General features: G+C 56.6%; 20 protein-coding genes and 1 pseudogene. 9 read left to right on the top strand and 12 right to left on the bottom strand.

Translation table 11 applies throughout. The features are described 5' to 3' along the window. On the top strand, positions 1 to 875 hold an 875-nt coding region (locus AC222A_RS15290; protein ID WP_486775197.1), incomplete at its 5' end, for a sigma-54 interaction domain-containing protein. 34 nt (positions 876 to 909) lie between these two features. On the opposite strand, the gene AC222A_RS15285 is transcribed toward AC222A_RS15290, so the two are convergent. Beyond that, positions 910 to 1452, bottom strand: coding sequence for a 2,4'-dihydroxyacetophenone dioxygenase family protein (locus AC222A_RS15285; protein ID WP_486775196.1), 543 nt, complete (start codon positions 1450 to 1452; stop codon positions 910 to 912). Positions 1453 to 1624: 172 nt separating this feature from the next. On the opposite strand from AC222A_RS15285, the gene AC222A_RS15280 reads away from it, so the two are divergent. Then, a complete protein-coding gene (locus AC222A_RS15280; RefSeq protein ID WP_372748606.1) occupies positions 1625 to 2506 on the top strand; it encodes an acyl-CoA thioesterase domain-containing protein in 882 nt (293 codons plus the stop codon). On the opposite strand, the gene AC222A_RS15275 is transcribed toward AC222A_RS15280, so the two are convergent. After that, complete coding sequence (locus tag AC222A_RS15275) at positions 2501 to 3625, bottom strand: DUF819 family protein (RefSeq protein WP_372748607.1); 1125 nt, start codon at positions 3623 to 3625, stop codon at positions 2501 to 2503. The genes AC222A_RS15280 and AC222A_RS15275 overlap by 6 nt on opposite strands. Before the next feature lie 126 nt (positions 3626 to 3751). Here AC222A_RS15275 and AC222A_RS15270 point away from each other — a divergent pair, with 126 nt between their 5' ends. After that, positions 3752 to 5218, top strand: coding sequence for a protein adenylyltransferase SelO (locus AC222A_RS15270; RefSeq protein ID WP_372748611.1), 1467 nt, complete (start codon positions 3752 to 3754; stop codon positions 5216 to 5218). Between the two features lie 218 nt (positions 5219 to 5436). Here the strand turns inward: AC222A_RS15270 and gcvH are convergent, their stop codons facing one another. The 7 genes from gcvH to AC222A_RS15235 form a co-directional block, all read right to left on the bottom strand. Continuing rightward, positions 5437 to 5823 (bottom strand): glycine cleavage system protein GcvH, encoded by a 387-nt coding sequence (gene gcvH, locus AC222A_RS15265; protein ID WP_372748608.1) that lies wholly within the window; start codon positions 5821 to 5823, stop codon positions 5437 to 5439. Positions 5824 to 5903: 80 nt separating this feature from the next. Beyond that, positions 5904 to 7517: an ABC transporter permease gene (locus AC222A_RS15260; RefSeq protein WP_372748612.1), complete on the bottom strand. Its 1614-nt coding sequence runs from the start codon at positions 7515 to 7517 to the stop codon at positions 5904 to 5906. 14 nt (positions 7518 to 7531) lie between these two features. After that, on the bottom strand, positions 7532 to 8557 hold the full coding sequence (locus AC222A_RS15255; protein ID WP_372748609.1) for an extracellular solute-binding protein: 1026 nt from the start codon (positions 8555 to 8557) through the stop codon (positions 7532 to 7534). A gap of 93 nt (positions 8558 to 8650) precedes the next feature. Continuing rightward, positions 8651 to 9865: a UbiH/UbiF/VisC/COQ6 family ubiquinone biosynthesis hydroxylase gene (locus AC222A_RS15250; protein ID WP_486775195.1), complete on the bottom strand. Its 1215-nt coding sequence runs from the start codon at positions 9863 to 9865 to the stop codon at positions 8651 to 8653. After that, on the bottom strand, positions 9862 to 11136 hold the full coding sequence (gene ubiH, locus AC222A_RS15245) for a 2-octaprenyl-6-methoxyphenyl hydroxylase (RefSeq protein WP_486775194.1): 1275 nt from the start codon (positions 11134 to 11136) through the stop codon (positions 9862 to 9864). Before ubiH ends, AC222A_RS15250 begins: the two co-directional genes overlap by 4 nt. A 3-nt stretch (positions 11137 to 11139) precedes the next feature. After that, positions 11140 to 12459 carry a Xaa-Pro aminopeptidase gene (gene pepP, locus AC222A_RS15240; RefSeq protein WP_486775193.1) on the bottom strand — a complete coding sequence of 440 codons (1320 nt, stop codon included), beginning with the start codon at positions 12457 to 12459 and terminating at the stop codon, positions 11140 to 11142. A 50-nt stretch (positions 12460 to 12509) separates the two neighbouring features. Next, on the bottom strand, positions 12510 to 13100 hold the full coding sequence (locus AC222A_RS15235; RefSeq protein ID WP_372758639.1) for a UPF0149 family protein: 591 nt from the start codon (positions 13098 to 13100) through the stop codon (positions 12510 to 12512). 228 nt (positions 13101 to 13328) lie between these two features. On the opposite strand from AC222A_RS15235, the gene AC222A_RS15230 reads away from it, so the two are divergent. Both AC222A_RS15230 and AC222A_RS15225 read left to right on the top strand, forming a co-directional pair. Continuing rightward, on the top strand, positions 13329 to 13538 hold the full coding sequence (locus AC222A_RS15230; RefSeq protein WP_372749525.1) for a TIGR02449 family protein: 210 nt from the start codon (positions 13329 to 13331) through the stop codon (positions 13536 to 13538). Further along, positions 13535 to 13834: a cell division protein ZapA gene (locus AC222A_RS15225; protein WP_372749526.1), complete on the top strand. Its 300-nt coding sequence runs from the start codon at positions 13535 to 13537 to the stop codon at positions 13832 to 13834. Before AC222A_RS15230 ends, AC222A_RS15225 begins: the two co-directional genes overlap by 4 nt. Positions 13835 to 13840: 6 nt before the next feature. Here the strand turns inward: AC222A_RS15225 and AC222A_RS15220 are convergent, their stop codons facing one another. Then, positions 13841 to 14737 (bottom strand): hypothetical protein, encoded by an 897-nt coding sequence (locus tag AC222A_RS15220; protein WP_372764344.1) that lies wholly within the window; start codon positions 14735 to 14737, stop codon positions 13841 to 13843. Positions 14738 to 14816: 79 nt separating this feature from the next. Here AC222A_RS15220 and AC222A_RS15215 point away from each other — a divergent pair, with 79 nt between their 5' ends. Beyond that, on the top strand, positions 14817 to 16928 hold the full coding sequence (locus AC222A_RS15215) for a molybdopterin oxidoreductase family protein (protein WP_372758638.1): 2112 nt from the start codon (positions 14817 to 14819) through the stop codon (positions 16926 to 16928). Here the strand turns inward: AC222A_RS15215 and AC222A_RS15210 are convergent, their stop codons facing one another. Beyond that, positions 16929 to 17489, bottom strand: a complete 561-nt coding sequence (locus AC222A_RS15210; RefSeq protein WP_372748938.1) for an NnrU family protein — start codon at positions 17487 to 17489, stop codon at positions 16929 to 16931. A gap of 146 nt (positions 17490 to 17635) precedes the next feature. Between AC222A_RS15210 and AC222A_RS15205 the strand changes: the two genes are divergently transcribed. Further along, on the top strand, positions 17636 to 18715 hold the full coding sequence (locus AC222A_RS15205; RefSeq protein WP_372764342.1) for a phosphotransferase family protein: 1080 nt from the start codon (positions 17636 to 17638) through the stop codon (positions 18713 to 18715). 160 nt (positions 18716 to 18875) lie between these two features. On the opposite strand, the gene AC222A_RS15200 is transcribed toward AC222A_RS15205, so the two are convergent. Further along, the gene (locus AC222A_RS15200) at positions 18876 to 19688 is read right to left on the bottom strand and encodes a DUF547 domain-containing protein (RefSeq protein ID WP_372748936.1); all 813 of its coding nucleotides are present in this window, start codon (positions 19686 to 19688) and stop codon (positions 18876 to 18878) included. A gap of 180 nt (positions 19689 to 19868) precedes the next feature. On the opposite strand from AC222A_RS15200, the gene AC222A_RS15195 reads away from it, so the two are divergent. Next, on the top strand, positions 19869 to 20300 hold the full coding sequence (locus AC222A_RS15195) for a hypothetical protein (RefSeq protein WP_372748935.1): 432 nt from the start codon (positions 19869 to 19871) through the stop codon (positions 20298 to 20300). A 63-nt stretch (positions 20301 to 20363) separates the two neighbouring features. Continuing rightward, positions 20364 to 20543, top strand: a pseudogene (locus tag AC222A_RS15190) (Fis family transcriptional regulator); the annotation flags it as partial.

Below are 20543 nucleotides of genomic sequence, written 5' to 3'. Positions count from 1 at the left end.
CACCGGTCTATATCAGCGGCGAGTCCGGCAGCGGCAAGGAAGTGGTGGCGCGACTGATCCACTCCAGCGGCCCGCGCGCTGACGCGCCTTTTGTCCCGGTCAACTGCGGGGCGATCCCCTCAGAGCTGATGGAGAGCGAGTTTTTTGGCCACGTGAAAGGCAGCTTTACCGGCGCCCACAACGACAAAACCGGCCTGTTTGAAGCGGCCAATGGCGGCACCTTGTTTCTCGATGAAATTGCCGACCTGCCACTGAACATGCAGGTCAAGCTGCTGCGTGCGATACAGAACAAAAGCGTGCGACCCATCGGCGCGAACCGGGAAATACCCGTGGACGTGCGACTGCTCAGTGCTACCCACAAAGACCTGGCGACCGAGGTAGAGAAAGGCCATTTTCGCACCGACCTGTTCTATCGCATCAATGTTATCGAAGTGAAAGTGCCCAGCCTGCGCGAGCGGGTAGCCGATATTCCGCTGCTGGCCAAGGCCATCCTCGATCGTCTGTCTGAAGAGTGGGGTATTAAAACGCCCACTCTGGATGGCGCCGCCCAGCGCGCCCTCAGCAACTATCAGTTTCCCGGCAATGTGCGCGAGCTGGAAAATATTCTGGAGCGAGCCGTGACGCTCTGCGATGAAGAGGCCATTACGCCGGAGGATTTGCAGCTGCCGAGCGCCGCCCCCACCGCCGCGACCAATCCGTCCAACGGTATTGAAGCGGCCTTCGGCGATCTGGAAGGCTATTTGCAGGATATTGAACGGGCCGCCATCGAAGCGGCGCTCGGGCGCACCAACGGCAACAAGACCGAGGCAGCGGAATTACTGGGGCTGTCATTCCGGCAGTTCCGTTATCGAGCTAAGAAAATTCTGGAAGAATAGTGCCTCACCCTGCAAGCAGGGTGAGGCCAGCGCCTTACTTCAGGTATGGCTGTTCGCCATTCACGATCAGCTTACTGCAATCCTCACCCATCGCATCGCAGTATTTCACGTAGCCATCCAGCACCGAGTGTGCGTCCAGTACGGAAATGATATTTCCCTCAGCGTCCATATTGATATTGGCGCCATAAATCGCAAACCAGACTTCCGTTGGCCCGTCCTGCTTTTCCGGCACGGTCAAGGTGTGTACTGAACCGGCAGGCTCAAACAGGTAGGAGCCGGGCTTGTTAACCTGATCCGGATATTCCTTGTAAAACCACTCTCCCTTGAGGGTTACCGCAAACACCGAGCCCGTATGGTAATGCTTGTCGATGGCAAAGCCCGGCATAAAACGGTTCTTCACCACCCACAGTCCCTGATTCAGGTCTACCTGCAACAGCTGCGACTGACTCCCGTCGGGCGACATGAGCCAGGGCATATCGTTGTCTTCCAACAGCAGGGTTTCCGCAGAGCCCACCGTGGGGATGATAGGTCGGTTTTCGAACTCCGCTATTAATGCTTCTATTTTTGCCTGATCCATCGCCATCTCCTGTGAACACGTTAATTCTATAAAGCCTATCGGTGGCGCCGTAAAAACTCCATGACAAATCCGTCACCCGCGGCATTTGTGCGCCTTATTGTCGATATTGCGCGTCAACCTCCACACCCACTCGGGTATAATGGCAGCGCCGTAACCGGATGGAAGCCCCCGCGTGACAAGGACAGCCCTCGACCAGCTGGTCGACATACTTCGCCTGGAAAAACTCGATGAAAACCTCTATCGCGGTCAAAGTGAGGTGACCGACTGGGGCCGTGTGTACGGCGGCCAGGTTATCGGCCAGGCTCTATCTGCCGCCAAACAGCAGGTACCCGAGGATCGCGAGATCCACTCGCTGCATGCCTATTTTCTGCGCCCCGGCGACTCAGACCTTCCCATTATTTTTGAGGTGGAAAATACGCTCGACGCCGGCACTATTTCCAATCGTCGAATCAAGGCCATGCAGAAAGGCAACCCCATCTGTTTTATGACCAGCTCCTTTCAAGTGCCTCTGCCCGGCTTTGATCACGCTTCGACCATGCCCGAGGTGCCGGCACCGGAAACGCTGGAAACCGGCCTTGAATTGTTCCAGGACAACATACGCCGCACGCCAGAAGACTGGTTACCGAAATTTTCCGCCCTGAAGGCCATTGATTTTCGGCTAGTGGAAAAACAGAACATACTGCAACCACAACGAATGGCACCGCGGTGGCACCTCTGGATGCGAGCCAATGGCCAGCTGCCCAACGATCAGCGCATACATCAGTACGCCTTGGCATACGCCTCGGACTTTCTGTTTCTGGGCGCTGCCACCCAGCCCCACGAGGTATCGTTCTTTACCGAAGGGTTGCGCATGGCCACCATCGACCACAGCCTGTGGTTTCATCGCCCCTTTGATTTTAACGACTGGCTGCTCTATGCCATTGACAGTCCTAGCGCGTCTAACGGACGAGGTTTTGTGCGTGGCCAGATCTTCAATCGAGCCGGACAACTGGTTGCCAGCACCGCACAGGAAGGCATCATGCGCTTTAAGGCCACGAGCAGCGAAAACTCATAGTAACTCGGCCAGGGTGATGCCAACCAGATTGGCAATGGCGTAGCCAAACACACCGCACAGCAGTGCAGGCGTTACCAGATTGTGCCAACCCTTGGCCACCGCCATCGCCGCCGCAGTGGGCGGACTGAGAATACAGGCATTGGACGCCACCGCCAGCTCGGCGCCATTGAGCTTCAGCCAGCGCCCAAACAGTGACAGCAGTACTAGGTGAGTGGTGAGCAAAATACCGGTAAACAGCATGATTTGCGCACCTTCAGTGGCCGCCAGCACAAAATTGATCTGCACACCGATCACGGCGAAAAAGCAGTAAATCAGTATCTGGCCCACTTCATAGTGCCCATGCAGGCGCGCTGCCTGCCGTGGCGCCACAGTGGCGAACGTCACACTGAGCAGAGTAATCATTAGAAATTTTGCCGGCGGGTAATCCAGCAGACTGGCTGTCCACTCACTCAGCACACATATCATGGCACTCATGGCAAGCGACGCCCCCAGGCTGGCGGCCGTAATCGAGCGCCGCTCCGCCGCCATAGCGCCGACAGGCAGCGCCGCATCCCGAATCGGCTCAGGGCTGAACCAGCGCCATAGCCGAGGCATGCTTGGCAGCGTCAACAGCAGCGCCAGAAAAGGCACCGCAACGGCGAACACCGAGGCCACAGCCACGCCCATCATTGGGTCGCTCGCCATGTCCATGGCCACGGCCACAGACCCGGCATTGGCACTTCCACCAATAAAGCCCGCCGTAAGAATACCGACCCACACCCCTTCTTCAGCCCCCAGATTAACCAGTGGCAGTGCGATCAGCGCACCGACAACGGTCGCACTCGCAGCCCCCAGAAACGCGAGGATTACGCGCCCGGACTCACGCCAGATACGGCGCAAATCCGCCTGAAACAGCAACATGGGCAGCGACAGCGGCACAAAATCTCGCACCACCATCGTGTAGACATCAGCGCTGCGCGGCAACACATCCAGACCACTGAGCAAGGCGGGAAAGAGGATAATAAACAGCACACCAAACTGCCCGATTCGGGGCCGGGTTTCCATTGCCATACCCAACGCGACTATAACGAGCACAGCGGTAAGCACGGCAAAATCGTGGTCGGGCGAGATCAGAGACATGGTAAGCACAGCCTTTATTATGATTTTGGTCGAAGGTCGCGCCGTATTGTGAAGATTGGTGGCTGAAGCCGCAAGCAAACCCCAGAAATGATAAAGTGGGGAACACTCAGTCCAACGATGCTCGCTATGCCGCAACCACCCGTTTTCGACAACTCATACGCCCGTTTACCCGCGCAGTTCTTTCACCGCCAACATGCTGAGTCTGTGCCCGCCCCCAGCCTGATTCGAATCAACACGCCCTTGTGCACACAACTGGGAATCGACAAGACATGGCTGGAATCCAGCGCCGGACTGGATATGCTCAGCGGCCGCGCTTTTCCCGATAGCGCAGACCCTATTGCCACTGTCTACGCGGGCTTCCAATTCGGTTCCTGGAACCCCCAGCTCGGTGACGGCCGAGCCTTGCTGATTGGTGAAATCGTTGCCCCGGACGGGCATCGCTACGACATACAACTCAAAGGCTCGGGGCGTACCCCCTACTCCCGGGGCGGCGACGGTAAATCGCCACTGGGCCCGGTACTGCGCGAATACCTTGTGAGCGAGGCAATGCACGCGCTGGGTGTACCCACCAGCCGCGCGCTAGGCGCCGTCACCACCGGCGATACGGTTTATCGGGACAACGCGCTGCCCGGCGCCATTCTCACGCGGGTAGCGAGCAGTCATATTCGGGTGGGAACGGCACAATTCTTTGCCTCGCGCGATGACAGGCAGGCGCTCAGCGCGTTGTGCGATCATGTGATTGCGCGTCACTATCCGCATGCTGCCGATAGCGCCAATCCGGTGCAGGCCATGCTGAATGCCGTGATCGGCGCGCAGGCCAATCTGATTGCACAATGGCAGGGGCTTGGCTTTATTCACGGCGTAATGAATACCGACAATATGTTGTTGTGCGGTGAAACGATCGATTACGGCCCCTGCGCATTTATGGAAAGCTACGACCCCGCCACGGTGTTCAGCTCCATTGATCACGGCGGCCGCTACGCCTATGGCAATCAACCTCACATCGCGCACTGGAACCTGGCAGGCCTTGCGCAAGCCGTCTTGCCGCTGTTGCACACCGACGAAGACGAGGCGGTCAAGATCGCCCAGTCCGAAGTCAATGCATTTCCAGAGCGCTTTGTCGCCGCCTACCAAAAGGTACTGGCGAACAAGCTGGGGCTATCTGATTTCACTGACAGCGATGACGAACTATTAAAAGATTTCCTCACTCTGCTCAAACAGGAAAAGGCCGACTTCACCCTGGCCTTCCGTCGCCTGGCTGAACGCGCCAGTGGCCGTGAGCTTGTGAAAACACTGTGGGATTTCCCCTCCTCATTTAGTGATTGGCTGCAACGCTGGGATGAGCGTATCGCTCGGGACTCGCAGAGCAGCGAATCACGAGCCGCGCAGATGCAGCGCGCCAACCCACTGTATATTCCGCGCAACCACCGGGTAGAGGAAGCGATCAACGCGGCCTACAAAGGAGATTTTTCACCTTTCAACCAGTTGCTTGAGGTGATAGGACAGCCGTTTGACGACCGAGGAGAGTGGCTGGACTATGCGCGTCCGGCCGCGCCGGAAGAGGCTGTTTGCCAGACGTTTTGCGGAACGTAACTTTAACTTCTCTGATCAGTACGCTCTGATTGTAGAGTTGAGGTCTTGTTTACTCTAAGGCCTGTTTTGCCCAGCCGGGCGAGCGACCTTTTCCCTGCGCCTCTTGGCGCCTCAAAGGAGCCAGAGCGCCACTAGTCGTACAACCCTTTAATTATATCTTCGCAAACAAAAAAGGCCCTCATGTGAGGGCCTTTGAGTCATCTGCGAGCAGGCAAGTCTTAGTCCTCACACTGCGCATCATAAGACTCTGCGTCCATAAGATTCTCCAGCTCACCCAGCTCTTCCGGCTGAAGACGGAAAAACCAGCCATCGTCGTAGGGTGATGCGTTAATCACTTCGGGCGATTCTTCCAGAGCTTCATTGATGGCAATTACTTCTCCACTCACTGGCGCATAGATATCTGAAGCAGCCTTAACAGACTCCACCACGCCGATCTCTTCCCCGGCACTGTATGTCGCACCGACTTCCGGCAGTTCGACAAACACCACATCACCCAGTGCATCCTGAGCGTGCTCGGTGATACCCACAGTAATGGTGCCGTCGGCCTCAAGGCGTGCCCACTCGTGGCTGCTGGCGTATTTCAGTTCGCTGGGCGAGTTGCTCATGGTATTTTCCCGGTCATCGCAAAAATGCGCATTCTACCGCCGCTGTTCACAAATAAAAACTGTGCGCGGCTGAATAGCGGCTATTTCACCGTGCGTTTGATGCTGATGATCACGGGCACCAGCCCCAACAGTACGATGGTAAGGGCTGGCAACGCGGCGCGCTGCCACTCACCTTCCGAGGTCATTTCGTAAATCCTCACCGCGAGCGTATCCCAGCCATAAGGCCGCAACAGCAGCGTAGCCGGCATCTCCTTAATAACGTCGACAAACACCAGAATGGCAGCCGTCAGCAGTCCTGGGCGCAGCATCGGCAGATAGATGCGCCACAAAACCTCCAGCGGGGTTGCACCAAGGGTCCGCGCCGCATCGGGAATCGAGGGCTTGATGCGCAACAGCGCTGCATCAATCGGACCGCTGGCCACGGCCAGAAAACGAATCCAGTACGCCGCAAGAAGGGCCATCACGGTTCCCACCAGCAGGGAACGATTTTCGAGACCCAGCCAATCCTGCAACGGAAACAGCAACTGCTTTTCAATGGCGGTAAAAGAAATCACTACACCCACAGCCAACACCGAACCGGGCAGAGCATACCCGAGCTGAGCCAGGTCAAAAAATGCGCGCTGCCTAACCGTCGAGCGCCAGCGGGTAAAGGACAGCAGGGCAGCAATCGCTACGGTGATGACGGCAGCCTGCAGGGCCAGTGACAGGGAGTGCCACAGCAACGCCATAAAGCGCGCATCTATTTGCGCCCGACCAACCTCAAAGGCCCAAACCAGCATCTGCGCCACCGGCAGGAAAAAAGCGATCGTCAACACTAGCGCGCAGTAGGCCGCAACCAGCCACCCCAGCAGTGGCGTCAGCGTATGGCGAAAGTGATGATGTAGCTGACCACCCTGCACGTAGCGACGCTTACCGCGCAGACGCTTTTCAGCAAACAGGGTCAGCGCCACAAACAGCAGCAGCAACGACGCCAACTGCGCCGCTGCCTGCAAACTGAAAAACCCAAACCAGGCTTTGTAGATTGCCGTGGTAAACGTGTCGTAATTGAAAACCGCTACGGTGCCGAAGTCCGCCAGAGTTTCCATCAGCGCCAGTGACACGCCGGCAATAATCGCAGGCCGAGCCATCGGCAGTGCCACGCGAAAAAAGGCGCCCCACGCACTCACACCCAGACTGCGCGCCGCCTCGATGGTATCACTGCTTTGCGACAGGAAGGCGCTGCGCGCCAGCATGTAGACGTAGGGATACAACACAAGCGCCAGCACGAGTATGACCACCACCTCGTGGCGAACATCCACCAGTGGCAGGCCCATTTCCCGCGACAAAAACGTTTGCAACGGGCCACTGAAATCAAACAGCCCCAACACCACAAAGGCCAGCACATAGGCGGGCACGGCCATCGGCAGCATCAGTAACCATTCGAATTTTGCGCGCCCGGGAAACTCACACATCACTACCAGCCAGGCGAGGCTGATACCCAGCAACGACACCGTGAGCCCCACCCCCACCAGCAGCACCAGGGTGTTGCGCAACAGCCCCGAGAGCTGCGTGGCGATCAGGTGCTGCCATATCTCGGTCTGATCAGAGCCCCAGCTGAAGACCACCACAAGAATGGGCGCCAGCACAGCCAGCACAGCTATCGAAGCGGTAATCCGCGACAGGGGGCGCAGGCTTCGCTGGCCCGCACTGATCAAAGCGGCTGCCTGCACTAGCGGTAGCCAGCGCGATCCATCAACCGAATGGCAGCACCCTGCAAACGACCCGCTTCGGCAATGGGGATATCATCACCCTTGAATTCACCCCAACGCTTAAGCGGCTCGGGCAAACTCACTAAGGGATTGACCGGGTATTCCTGGTTCAGCAGGGCCAACTGCAATTGGGCATCCGTGCCAGACAGCCACTCCAGCAGCTGCTTTGCTTCAGCAACGTGCTTGCTGGCCTTGGTGACTCCCGCGCCCGAAATATTCAGGTGTACGCCACGACCGTCCGCCCCCTCACCGTTCTGGTTAGGCCAGAACATGGTGACCGGCAATGCCGGGTCTTCGGCGACCATTCGCGCCAGATAGTAAGTATTCACAATACCGACATCGCACTGCCCCGCAGCAATGGCTTCCACCACTTTGTTGTCGTTGGAAAAGGGCGGCACAGCCAAATTATTCACCCAGCCACCAACAACACTTTCGGTTGCTTCTTCACCCCGTGCCACGATCATGGTGGCGACCAGCGACTGGTTATAGACCTTTTTCGATGTGCGCAGGCACAGACGGCCCGACCATTGCTCATCGGCCAGCGCCTCGTAGGTACTCAGCTCAGAAGGATTAACCCGCTCGGTGGAGTAGACAATGGTGCGCGCACGAATGCTCAATCCAAACCACCGGTTTTGCGCATCGCGCAGTGCGGCGGGAATATTAGTACTGAGAATGTCGGAGCCGATCGGCTGCAGCACACCGGCCTGCGCCGCCTGCCAGAGGTTGCCCGCATCCACCGTAATCAGCAAGTCGGCACGGCTTCGCTCACCCTCGGCTTCCAACCTGGCCAGCAACGGCCCCGCTGCATCCGTCACATAACGGATGGGGATGCCGGTCTGCGCTGTAAAGCGGTCAAAGAGGGGTTTGATCAGATGTTCCTTGCGGGCGGTGTAAACCACTAGGCCCTCATCTGCCTTCTGGCTACCCGGCCCTTCGCCGCAAGCAGCGAGCAGCACAACCAATCCGAGCACAAGCAGGGAACGCATGAACATCTCCTTGGGGAAACAAAGCACAGAATGATAATTATTATCATTTCAGATAACAATGCTTTCCGCTACCGCCGGCAAGATTTGTCGGTTTTAGAAACCCATCGCCTTGCGGATCAATTGCCGTTTGACTGGTGCCGCCTGATTGACCAGGTGCATGCCTGTGTTGCGGAGCCAGCGCACTGGTAGAGCGGTTTCGCCAAACAGGCGTTTGAAACCATCCATCGCTGCCATCATAGCCAGATTGTCACCTTTGCGACGACGCTGGTAGCGCCTGAGCACCCGCAGCGATCCCGGCGCCTCACCACGCTCAAGCGCCCGCTGGATTTCTTGCTGCAGCACATCAGCATCCTTGAAGCCGAGATTAATGCCCTGCCCCGCCAATGGGTGAATGCTGTGCGCGGCATCGCCAATCAATGCCAGTCCGGGCTTAATATAATTCACGGCATGTCGCTGGCGCAGGGGAAAGCAAAATCGACGGCTGACCGCCTCCACACAACCCAGTCGCTGCTCGAATGCCTCCGCCAGCGCGCTTTTGAAGCCGTCATCATCCAGCGCCATTAATTGATCTGCGTAATCGCTGTCGGCAGACCAGACAATAGAGCAGTAGCGATCGGCCGCATCGCTCGCCGCCAGCGGCAGAAACGCCAGCGGGCCGGTAGGCAGGAAACGCTGCCAAGCCGTATAGGCGTGACTGCGCTCCATCTTTACCGTAACCACCAGTGCTTTCTGGTCGTAACTCCACTCTCGGGTGGCAAAATCTGCCCATTGTCGAATACGTGAATTCGCGCCATCGGCGGCGATCAGAAGCCCGGCCTGAATCCGGTCGCCATTATCTAGTTCCAGAGCTGCTTCACCACCGGCATAGTGCAGTGCTGCCACCGGAGAGTTTTCAAACACCCGGATATTGGCGGCGCCATCCACCTGCTCGGCGAGCGCCGCGGTTAACAGGCGGTTTTCTACAATATGTCCAAGATCGTCGGCATTCACTTCCGCTGCATCAAAGTGAACTTCACCGGTACCTTCGGCGTCCCAAACATCCATATCCGTGTAATGGCAGATACGCGATTGTGCGATGGCCTCCCATACGCCGAGGCGTGCCAGCCACTGCTGGCTAAACGCTGTAATCGCGCTGACTCGCGGATCGTAATCGTCAACACCTTCACCCAGCGCCGGCCAATCACTGACAACAGAACCAGCTTCCACCAGCGCCACTTTCAGCGGCAGCTCAGCAAGCCCGGCAGCCATGCCGAGACCAGCCAGCCCACCACCCACAATGACAACGTCAAATTGTCGCGTTCGACTCACGGTGTTGCCCTCTGTCGTTTTTCTGAGCCCCGGGCATTGCCCGGGGCCAATCCCGCTGCCTGCGCCACAAACCGCTGTTTGAGCCCCGGCATAACATCCAGCGCCAGCAGGCCGAGGTTACGCCCCAAACTGAACACGGGATTGGATTGGGCAAACAGATTGGGCAGCTGATGTGAAAACTCAATGGTGGCGCGCTGGTCATTGTCCTGCTGATGCAGGTAATCGCGCAAAAAGGGCAATTCGCCAATACGCTGCACATCCGCTGCCGCCACCTGTTGAGCCAGACGCACCAGATCACGCAACGCCAGATTGAAACCCTGCCCGGCAACCGGATGCAGTGCGTGCGCCGCATTGCCAACCACGACGACATTGGGCCGCACCTGCTCCTCCGCTTCAACTAGCTGCAGCGGAAACGAAGCGCGTTCGCCGCAGCGCAACAGGCGTCCCTGTCGGTAACCAAAACGCTCCTGGAGTGTTCGCAAAAACACGGCCTCATCCGCAGCCATCAGCGACTCAGCCTCGGCCGGTGACAACGTCCAGACCAGTGCCGCACGCGGTTGGCGCTCTTCACTGTCGGACAGTGGCAGCAACGCCAGTGGCCCCGCATCGGTAAAGCGTTCATAGGCAATGCCATCGTGCGGCTTTTCAAACGTAACATTGGCGATAACGGCCGATTGCCCATAGTCATTTGTATGGCTGGCAATGCCCAGCGCGTCGCGCAACCCCGATTGGGCACCGTCGGCTACCGCCAGCAATCGGCAGCGCGCGTCGCGGGTGTCGCCGTCGCGGGCTTGCAGTGTCAGCTGGGCAAAATCGCCGTTCTGAACAACGGCCGCTACACTCGCTGGCGACAGACACGTTACGCCCTCCGCCGAGTGCAAGGCATCGAGCAAAACGCTACCGAGCCAGGCATTTTCGACAACATAGCCCAGCGCAGGCCAACCCTGCTCATGAGCGTCCATCAGCGTGGAGCCAATGTGACCACGGTCAGAGACATGAATTTTTTCGATGGTGGTCAGGTGCTCCGACAGGCTTCCCCACACACCAATACTTTCCAATATCTGGCGACTGCCGTAGGACAACGCCGTTGACCGCGCGTCGAAACTGGGGCGATACACCGGGCCGCTACCTGCTTTGGGAAACGGAAAGCTCTCCACCAGCAGAACCGACAGCCGACCTTCACTGTAACGGCTCAGGGCCAGCGCCAGACTGGCGCCCACCATGCCGCCACCGGCAATCACCACGTCGTAATCAATCGCCGGACTGTTCATCGGTCAGGCGGCCTCTGTCATCAGGGCTTCGATTTCTGCGACGGTTTTCGGCACACCAGCGGTAAGCACCTCGCAGCCCTCTTTGGTAACCACCACATCGTCCTCAATGCGAATACCAATACCGCGCCAGCGCTCCTCCACTTTATCGTTAGATGGGGCAACATAAATGCCGGGCTCTACCGTCATGACCATACCCGGCTCCAGCAGACGCCATTCATCGCCCACTTTGTAGTCGCCCACATCGTGCACGTCCAACCCCAGCCAGTGACCCGCGCGGTGCATGTAAAAATCCCGATAGGCTTCTTTTTCTATCAGGTCGCCCACCTTACCTTTAAGCAAACCCAGCCTTACCAAACCTTCAGTGATTACCCGCACCGTTTCATCGTGCGGCTGATTCCAATGATTGCCCGGTTTAATCACTTCGATCGCAGCCAATTGCGCTTCAAGAACGATGTCATACAGCTGGCGCTGTTCATCACTGAAGCGGCCAGAAGCGGGGAAAGTGCGGGTAATATCGGCCGCATAACCTTCAAATTCACAACCGGCGTCAATCAGAATCAAATCGCCGTCGCGAATCTGGCTTTCGTTTTCCACGTAGTGCAATACGCAACCGTTAGCCCCGGCTCCGACAATAGAGTTATAGGCGGGAAAACGCGCACCGTGATTGGCAAATTCATGCAGAATTTCAGCTTCGAGCTGGTACTCGTACATACCCGGCTTGCAGATCTGCATTGCCCGCACATGCGCCCCTGCGCTGATTTCACCCGCGCGTTTCATCACGCGCTGCTCGGCGGCGCTTTTATACAGGCGCATGTCGTGAAGAAAATGGTCCAGGTCAATAAACTCACCTGGGGGGTGGGCGCCCGTTCGCGCCTTGGCACGTATCGCATTCACCCACTGCATCAGGTGCTGATCGAAATCAGCGTGCCGCCCCATGGCGTAGTACACGCGATCACGCCCTTCCAGCAGCCCCGGCAGAATGTCGTCGATATCACCCACGGGAAATGCATCGTCGGCACCAAAGTTTTTACAAACACCCTCAGGGCCCTGCCGGTAGCCGTGCCACAATTCCATGGCTGGATCGCGGTCGCGGCAGAACATCACATATTCGCCATGTTCGCGGCCAGGCAGCAGCACCATCACCGCGTCGGGCTCATTAAAGCCACTGAGGTAATAAAAGTCGCTGTCCTGACGAAAAGGGTATTCGGTATCGCGGCTGCGTGTTTTCTCAACCGCACCGGGAATGATGGCAATGCTGTTGGGCTCCATCATCGACATCAGCTTGCTGCGGCGACGGGCGAATTCCTGCTTGGTAACCTTCATGCTTTCACTACAGTTGCGCACGGAGCTGGCAGATTACCAAAAAAGCGGCATTAATGAAGCTGCTTTGGCGCGGGGTGATCGCCAGTTAGCGCCGACTGACTGCAACATTCCACAAACAGCGAGACTGTGGCCATTTCCAGATAGGACACCAGCTCCCGGAATTGATCCTCAGCTTCAGCTCCCGCCTCGTCGTCGAGCCCGGCCTGAGAAATCGACGCCATGTCATTGAGTATTTCGGAAACCGCCGCACTGTATTGCTGCTTACCTTCCTTCTGCTCGCGCACCTTGCCCGCCATGGCAAAGCCAGTGAGAAAGCCCTGACACCAGCTGCCCACCGACGCCACCCGCTGCCCCAAATCTACCTCGTCGCCGGGCAGAAGCAAACTGGTGGCGTGAATATCGGCGCCCAGCTGCTCTGAGGCCGCCTGATAGACCTGCATCAGCACCGCCCAATCGTCGTCGGGAAACGCGTCGCAATCCAGCAATTGCGCTACTTGCTCGCGCAGGGTTTTCTCCTCGATGCGCTGACCAATCACCAATTGCCCCAATAGAAAGCCGTGCAGCTCCGATGGGGGGTACAACGCCCCCAGCCGCAAAAAGATATCTGCAATCTCGTCGTGATCAGGTAGTTTTGCCGCCATGCCGTTTCTCTGCGTTCATAAAACGCGCATGGTAACGCCCCCACCGCCCAATTGCGATTGCCCGACGCTAGCCGACTGAAACAATGGAGGTTTTTAGCAAATTCTTAAATCATGCTGGCAGGCTTTTGAATTACCGCACTATTTAGCCAATTGACCCCCCCCTCCAGCGGCTCTAGACTAAGAACTTCAACTACCCTCAATCTCAACAGCGCCGGCGGGGACAACAACGTGGCAGAACTCACCATCAAGTCGGTTGAACGAAAGATCGACGAGCTGATCAAGCTCTGCGAAGCGTTGAACCGCGAGAACCAAACCCTGAAAGCCGATGCCGAAGCTTGGCAACACGAAAGGGAGGTTCTACTGGAAAAAACCAATGCAGCCCGCAACAAGGTTGAATCCATGATTCAGCGATTGCGCGCTCTGGAGCAGGAATCATGAGCCACAATACGGTTGTCGTCCGCATTATGGACAAGGAGTATCAGGTAACCTGCCCGCCCGGCCAGGAAGCCGGCCTTCATCAAGCCGCTGCCAACCTGGACAAACAGATGCGCGAGGTTCGCAACAGCGGAAAGATTCTCGGTACCGAGCGCATTGCCGTGATGGTCGCCCTAAACGCCACCTACGAACTACTCAATGGCAGCGGCGAGCCCAGCAAAGCCGATCAGGACGGGATCAAGCGCGTAAATGACAAAGTGGACGACGCTCTGCACCGCCTGCGCCAACTGGAAATCTAGAACACCCTAACGAAAGCTCCGCAAAATATTCAGCAGATCCGGCAGTAATTGCACATAGGTACCCGCGTAGGCGGCTAGCGTGTAGTGATCTGCCCCTGGCGACTGCAGTTGCGCCTGCACTTCATCAATCAGATTACCCAGCACCCGCTCGGCCCTAAACCGGTTGATTCCGCACTCCACTAGCGGCGCCACCACGGGCGTCAGAAACAGCAGTGTTGCCAGACCTGCCAGACCGCCACTGACTGACACCCAGCCCGGCACGCCAAACCACTTCGCCCACAATCCGGCGAAAAAGCTTTGTTGCGAGAGATAGAGAGACGATGCTGCACTGGCGCCCAGCAAGCCCGCACTGCCAAAAGCAATTTTGTCGCTGGCCAGACGCCCCGCCAACCCCAGTGTCAGAAACAGCAGTACATCGCGACTCCCTTCGTGATCCACTGCCAGGCGCGCCATGGCCTGTCGCACCCGCGTTTCCATCTCCGCTGGCGAATAGCGGCTCAGCAACACCTCCACTTCTGCCTGCTGCTGCGGGTCGAGTCCCGGATGTTGCCCGAGATGTCGTAACAACGCCTGCTCCAACTCAGCCAACTGCAACAACTCACTGGCCACCACCCCCGCCAACGCCAGTTCTTTGGCACTGTAGTGATGCTGCAGTTCAAGTCGACGCCCACCCAGACGCCGCAGGGCGCGCCAAGTAAACCGGGGAATTGTGGCCAGATCACGTGGAATATCAGCGCGGTTCTGCCAATGCCGTCGCGCAACCCCGCGCAGCGAATGAAAATGTCGCTCGCACACCATTGGCAGGCGCTTTCTGGCCGCGGCAAAGTGATCCTCGAGCAAGGCATTGAGCTGGGCGCTCCACGCCCGAACAAGGGGGCCATGGGAAGCAGTGTCTGCAGTCATTGATGGCGTTATTTCGTCAAATTGCAGCCCGCCCCGAGAACAGGCTAGACTGGGTGAAAATATTCAGAGAACACATTCGATGGCCAATACTATACATCACCGCACCTGCAACCTGTGTGAAGCGATATGCGGTCTCGAGATTGAGCACGACGGCCAGCAGATTATCAGCATCAAGGGCGATAAAAACGATCCCTTCAGTCGCGGTCACATCTGCCCTAAAGCGGTTGCACTGCAAGACATCCACGAAGACCCGGATCGGCTACGCCAACCCATTAAAAAAGTGGACGGGCAGTGGCAAAAAATCAGCTGGAAAGAAGCACTCGACGAAGTTGCCACCAAGCTGCGTGCAACCCAGCAGGCCCACGGCAACGACAGCGTTGGCGTGTATCTGGGAAACCCCAATGTACACAACACAGGCTCTATGCTGTTCAGCCGCCACCTGCTGCGCGCCCTGAAAACCCGCAACAAGTTTTCCGCTACGTCTGTTGACCAGCTGCCCCATCACTTAATTGCTCTCAAACTGTTTGGTCACCAATTTCAGATACCAGTTCCCGATATCGACCGCTGCGATCACTTTCTGATGATCGGCGCCAATCCGATGGCCTCCAATGGCAGCATCATGACCGTGCCTGATGTGCGCCACCGCCTAAAAGCCATCAAGGAAAAAGGTGGCAAACTGGTGGTCATTGATCCGCGCCGCTCCGAAACCGCAGAGGTCGCCAACGAACACGTATTTATCCGACCCGGTACCGATGCTCTGCTGCTCTCGGCCATGATCCAGGAGATGTATGCCGCAAACCTGGTGTCGAAGCACCGTTTGCACGAAGCTACCGATGGACTCGACGGACTGGCGACCCGCTTTGCCGCCTTTACCCCGGAAGCCGTCGCCGACAGCACCGGCATCAGCGCCGCCGACATTCGCCGCCTAACCCATGAATTCTGCGCGGCTGAGAACCCGGTAATTTACGGACGCATGGGCGTATCAGTACAGGCTTTTGGCACACTGAGCCAATATCTGATTATGCTGATTAATATTCTGCGCGGACGCCTGGATGAACCCGGCGGGTTGATGTTGACCACACCTGCCGTAGATACGCTAGCCATTACCGGTCCCGGGCACTTTGATCGCAGCCGCAGCCGTGTGCGCCAACTGCCCTCCTTTACTGGTGAGTATCCGGTGGCCGCACTAGCCGAAGAGATTCTCACCCCCGGCGACGGCCAGATACGCGCCCTACTGACCATTGCCGGCAATCCGATATTGTCGACACCCAACGGCCGCCAGCTGGACAAGGCCTTTGGACAACTCGACTTTATGGTCAGCATCGATTTTTACCTGAACGAAACCACTCAGCACGCTGATATTATTCTGCCCCCTGTAAGCCCGCTTGAGAGGGAACACTACGATGTTATCTTTCACATGCTAGCGGTACGTAACAGCAGCCGCTATGCCGACGCGCTGTTTGAAAAGGACAAAAATGCCCGCCACGACTGGGAAATTTTTCTGGACCTGACAGAACGTCTCGCCCCAGCCAAAACTCCGGCACAGTGGCTGCAAAATCGCAGCCGCCGATTGATGAGCCCAAAGCGCACTCTGAATTACCTGCTCAAACGCGGCCCCTACAAACTGTCACTCAAAGCCTTGCGCGACACTCCACAGGGCATTGATCTGGGGCCACTCAAGCCACAGCTACCTCAGGCGCTGAGCCACAAAGACAAACGTATTCACCTGGAAACGGAATTTTTCCTTCCCGACCTGCAGCGTCTTGAAAACGTCTTACAGGAAAACCACGACCCTGCCGATTCCATGCTGCTGATTGGCCGACGCCACGTGCGCAGCAACAATTCCTGGCTGCACAACAGCCGGCGCCTGGTCAAAGGCAAGGACCGTTGTACTGCGCAAATTCATCCGAAAGACGCCGCTCGCATGGGGCTGGACAACGGCCACCCAGTGCGCATTACCTCTCGCGTGGGCTCTATTGTATTGCCCGCTGAAATCACTGACTCAATGATGCCCGGTGTTATCAGCGTGCCGCACGGTTGGGGACACAAGCGTGACGGCGTAGAACTCAGCATTGCCAAAGAGCACGCTGGCGTGAGCGTCAACGATTTAACCGACGAAACGTCACTGGATGCGTTGTCGGGCAATGCAGCACTGAACGGGTTACCTGTGGCACTGAGCCTGGCGAGCTAATCAGTTCAACGGCACACCGGAAAGCCATGGGTGAGCGACATACAAGCCGGCAAAAACCGCCAACCCAATAACCAACGACACGACTGTTTTACCGGCGCCAAAAGGCGCCGGCTTTTGCCATGGCCCCGCCGTCAGGTTGATCAGCGCCATTTCACCAACTGCCCAAATGGCCAACCCACCAAACAGCACCAGCGAACGAAGATCGCCGTTTGACAGCAAGTGCGCGGCCGACCAGAGCACTACACTAGTGAGCTGGGGGTGACGCATTACCCGTTTGATATCGGTGGGCGCATTCGCAGCGACAAAAAGACTGGCTGCGACTGCCATCAACACCAGCGAGACTGGCCGGGCCCAGTCAAAAACGTATAGCGGAGCACCCGCACCAAGGTCTTTCCAGCCCAACACTAGACAATAAATACCGCCGAGCATCGCCAATGAGAAAACACCCATATAAGGCCAGCGACCCAGACGATCAATCAAGGTTTGCCGCACCCCCGGTGCCAATCGAATAGAAAAGTGCACCGAAGCCCAGATTAACAACCCCAGCAGAAGCAGCTCCATGCCTGTTCCCCACTTATTTTTGCTAGCAACCATAGCTCAGCGTGGCCTGGCAGCGCCAGCCACAGCTAAACCTTATTTCACTATACGACCGTAGAGCTTGTTGCTAAGCTCAAGCAAAATAATCAAAACACCCACGGAGGCTCCCGATGGATGAACACCGCCCCACCCCGCTAGTAGAAGATATTGACGGGACTCGCCGCAAACTGGAAACCTGGTTTCAGAAACGCCTGCACAGCGATGGCCCGGTGAACATTCCCGAATTGAAAATCCCCGAAGCCACCGGCATGTCCAACGTTACTCTGCTGTTCGATATTCACTATGAAAAAAATGGCCAGGTTCAAACCGAAGCCTGTGTCGGGCGCCTCACCCCTGAAATTGAAAAGCCCGTCTTCCCGGAATACGACCTCTCCATCCAGTACAAGGCGATGGAACTGGTGGGGCAGCACACGGATATCCCGGCGCCGGGTCTGCTGGGCCTAGAACTCGACACATCGGTACTCGGTACCGGCTTTTACATCATGAAAAAAGCCGACGGCCGGGTGCCACCTGACATGCCTCCCTACAGCATGGATGGCTGGATGCTGAACGACATTGGCCCAGCCGAACGGGAGAGCCTTTGGAACGCAGGCATCGATACCATGGCCAACCTGCACCGCCAGTGTCGCGATTACAAAGCCCTCGGTTTTGGCTTTTTGGAGCGCCCCGAGCTGGGCAGCAACCCCCTGCAACAACAACTGACTTACTGGAGCAACTACGCGCAGTGGGCACTCGATGGGCGCGCCCATCCAATCTGTGACCCTGTTATGCAGTGGCTTAAAGACAACGCTCCCAGCAACGAAGAATTCGGCCTGAGCTGGGGCGATTCGCGCATCGGCAACATGCTGTTTGCTTACGATTGCAAAAGTGTAACCGCTGTTCTCGACTGGGAAATGATCACCCTAGGCAACCCACTGCAGGATCTCGCCTGGTGGAACTTCCTCGACTATTTTTTCTCGGACGGCCTAGGCATTCCACGACTGGACGGCCTGCCCAGCTACGAAGACTCCGTTGCGCGCTGGGAAAAAGGCTCCGGTTTTAGCGGTGAGCACTACCACTATTACTGGGTATTTGCCGCCATGCGCTACGGCTACATCATGAGCCGCATCATGGCCGCCCAGGGCCAGGACGACCAGATTGAAGAAAACTTTGCTACCGCGATACTGAAAAAAGTAGCCGCAACTCTGTAATTCAAAATCGTTAAGGCCTGCCCGGCAGGCAAACGAACACCGGGCAGGAATCCGTCCGCAAGCGCGCTATGGCATGACAGATTTCTACCCCCACATCATCCCTATGAAGCACCTGAATCACTCGGCACGGGTAACGCACTTAAACCAGCACTAAAACACACTAGGGCACAAGGTCTGAATGCCGATAATTTTCGATCTCCATGGTCCAGTCATAATCAAGAAACCTAATTTTGGGTTGGGTCCCCTCCGGCAACACCCCATAGCGCACCAGCATTGCACGCTGATCATCCGTCGACCCAAAATCTGCTTTGAACCAGTTCAGCAACGCTGGCACATAAACGCGATTTTTATCCGATTCAAAGCGCACCTCCTTCTGCAGATAGTAGCGACTATTATCATCCAATTGCCGATCCAGCCCTTGGGCTTGATAGACCATCACAGGCGGGCAGCTTCTCGCGCCGCAGTTCAGTGCAAAGTGAATACGATAATCCACCTCAGTTACCGCAAACTGACGAATAAAGGGCTTGCGGAAACTTAGGTTGCGGATAAAGCCCAGAGAAAACCCGACCGCCCCGCGGCGTAACACCCCGTGCTCAATATCGTCCATGCTCACCGTAAATCCGGCAATCGCAATCTGCTCCTTGCCGAAAAATGCACTGCGATCCTGCTGATAAAGGCTAGGGTCTGTTTTCAGAAGATACTGAGTAAAACCGTTATAAATATTCAGCCAGAATGCTAGCTGCTTCTGCTGGCTATCGAGTTCGCTTTCCAGAGAATCGGGATCAATCCCTTTAAGCAATGACAAATGCACGTCGACGGGCAAATCGTGAATCACCCGATCAACAAAATTGGCTGCCAGAATTCCTGCTGGCTGATCAGCGAGTGTCGCCTGATCTACTTCAACCGAACGCGGCACCGCCATCGCCATACTCCAAGCAAACAAGACCATCAGGCCCACAACCAGATGTTTCATCTCACATCCTCTCGCAAAACTCTAGAAGTCATACGCTGTTCCTGCGGCGACCGATTTGTAAACAACCGCGCCCGTGGATTTAGCATAGTAAATTCAACGGGTTCGCATCGAAAATTTTTAACCCGCACGCTAAGCACTATACTCAAAGTACAACTACTCAATAGTATCTGAGGTAAGCCTATGGATTCCCAGTTCCGCCGCAAGTACCAACGCTCACAGATGGCCGTGGTGCTGAGTCTGGCATTCGCGCTGGCTGGGTTTAGCTACAACGTTTGGCGCATGGAGGTTTCCGAGAGCAACAATACCACGCGAACTGCGTGCTTCGAGATACTGATGAATTTATCGAAATTGGAGCAGCTTGTTTATGCCGCGCATTACGACCGCGACGAAAGCGAAGGCAATCCAAGAAAAGGCTGGGTTTTGGTTGGCCTGATTGCAGACCTGAGCGAGCTTACAGACACAGACGTGAGAGAGGAAACCGTAAACTTGAAGGCCGCCTGGAGCGCCAATTGGAGCAATCTCGCCACTGACAGGCCTGCTGCCGACAATGTCGTCAATGCCATTGATGCTGTTAGAAACAAAATCAAAGTGTTGCTGCGTTCTCTGAATTAACGCGACAGGCTGTACCATATATCATAGACATTCACCTGACATTTACAGCGCCTACTGGATTCCATGCGAAAAACCGACAAGAAACGCGACAATGCAATTCGTCTGGCTCTAACCGATGCGTGCGAACAAGCTCTTGAACAAATTCCGGGGTTTAAGTGGCTGACTCATTACGTCGATTACCAACGCTTCCCGCAGTCACTAAAGGTCGTCTGCATATTCGAGTCACAAAGCGCCCTGCTGGCC

Source organism: Litorivivens sp., assembly GCF_057445395.1.
Note: the sequence above shows the minus strand (reverse complement) of the source record. Positions and strands in the feature narration are given on the sequence as shown.

Bases quoted from the DNA above. Each gene is read 5' to 3' on its own strand.
- AC222A_RS15285 (WP_486775196.1), bottom strand. From the start codon at position 1,452: ATGGATCAGGCAAAAATAGAAGCATTAATAGCGGAGTTCGAAAACCGA.
- AC222A_RS15275 (WP_372748607.1), bottom strand. From the start codon at position 3,625: ATGTCTCTGATCTCGCCCGACCACGATTTTGCCGTGCTTACCGCTGTG.
- AC222A_RS15270 (WP_372748611.1), top strand. From the start codon at position 3,752: ATGCCGCAACCACCCGTTTTCGACAACTCATACGCCCGTTTACCCGCG.
- gcvH (WP_372748608.1), bottom strand. From the start codon at position 5,823: ATGAGCAACTCGCCCAGCGAACTGAAATACGCCAGCAGCCACGAGTGG.
- AC222A_RS15255 (WP_372748609.1), bottom strand. From the start codon at position 8,557: ATGCGTTCCCTGCTTGTGCTCGGATTGGTTGTGCTGCTCGCTGCTTGC.
- ubiH (WP_486775194.1), bottom strand. From the start codon at position 11,136: ATGAACAGTCCGGCGATTGATTACGACGTGGTGATTGCCGGTGGCGGC.
- pepP (WP_486775193.1), bottom strand. From the start codon at position 12,459: ATGAAGGTTACCAAGCAGGAATTCGCCCGTCGCCGCAGCAAGCTGATG.
- AC222A_RS15235 (WP_372758639.1), bottom strand. From the start codon at position 13,100: ATGGCGGCAAAACTACCTGATCACGACGAGATTGCAGATATCTTTTTG.
- AC222A_RS15225 (WP_372749526.1), top strand. From the start codon at position 13,535: ATGAGCCACAATACGGTTGTCGTCCGCATTATGGACAAGGAGTATCAG.
- AC222A_RS15220 (WP_372764344.1), bottom strand. From the start codon at position 14,737: ATGACTGCAGACACTGCTTCCCATGGCCCCCTTGTTCGGGCGTGGAGC.
- AC222A_RS15215 (WP_372758638.1), top strand. From the start codon at position 14,817: ATGGCCAATACTATACATCACCGCACCTGCAACCTGTGTGAAGCGATA.
- AC222A_RS15210 (WP_372748938.1), bottom strand. From the start codon at position 17,489: ATGGAGCTGCTTCTGCTGGGGTTGTTAATCTGGGCTTCGGTGCACTTT.
- AC222A_RS15205 (WP_372764342.1), top strand. From the start codon at position 17,636: ATGGATGAACACCGCCCCACCCCGCTAGTAGAAGATATTGACGGGACT.
- AC222A_RS15200 (WP_372748936.1), bottom strand. From the start codon at position 19,688: ATGAAACATCTGGTTGTGGGCCTGATGGTCTTGTTTGCTTGGAGTATG.
- AC222A_RS15195 (WP_372748935.1), top strand. From the start codon at position 19,869: ATGGATTCCCAGTTCCGCCGCAAGTACCAACGCTCACAGATGGCCGTG.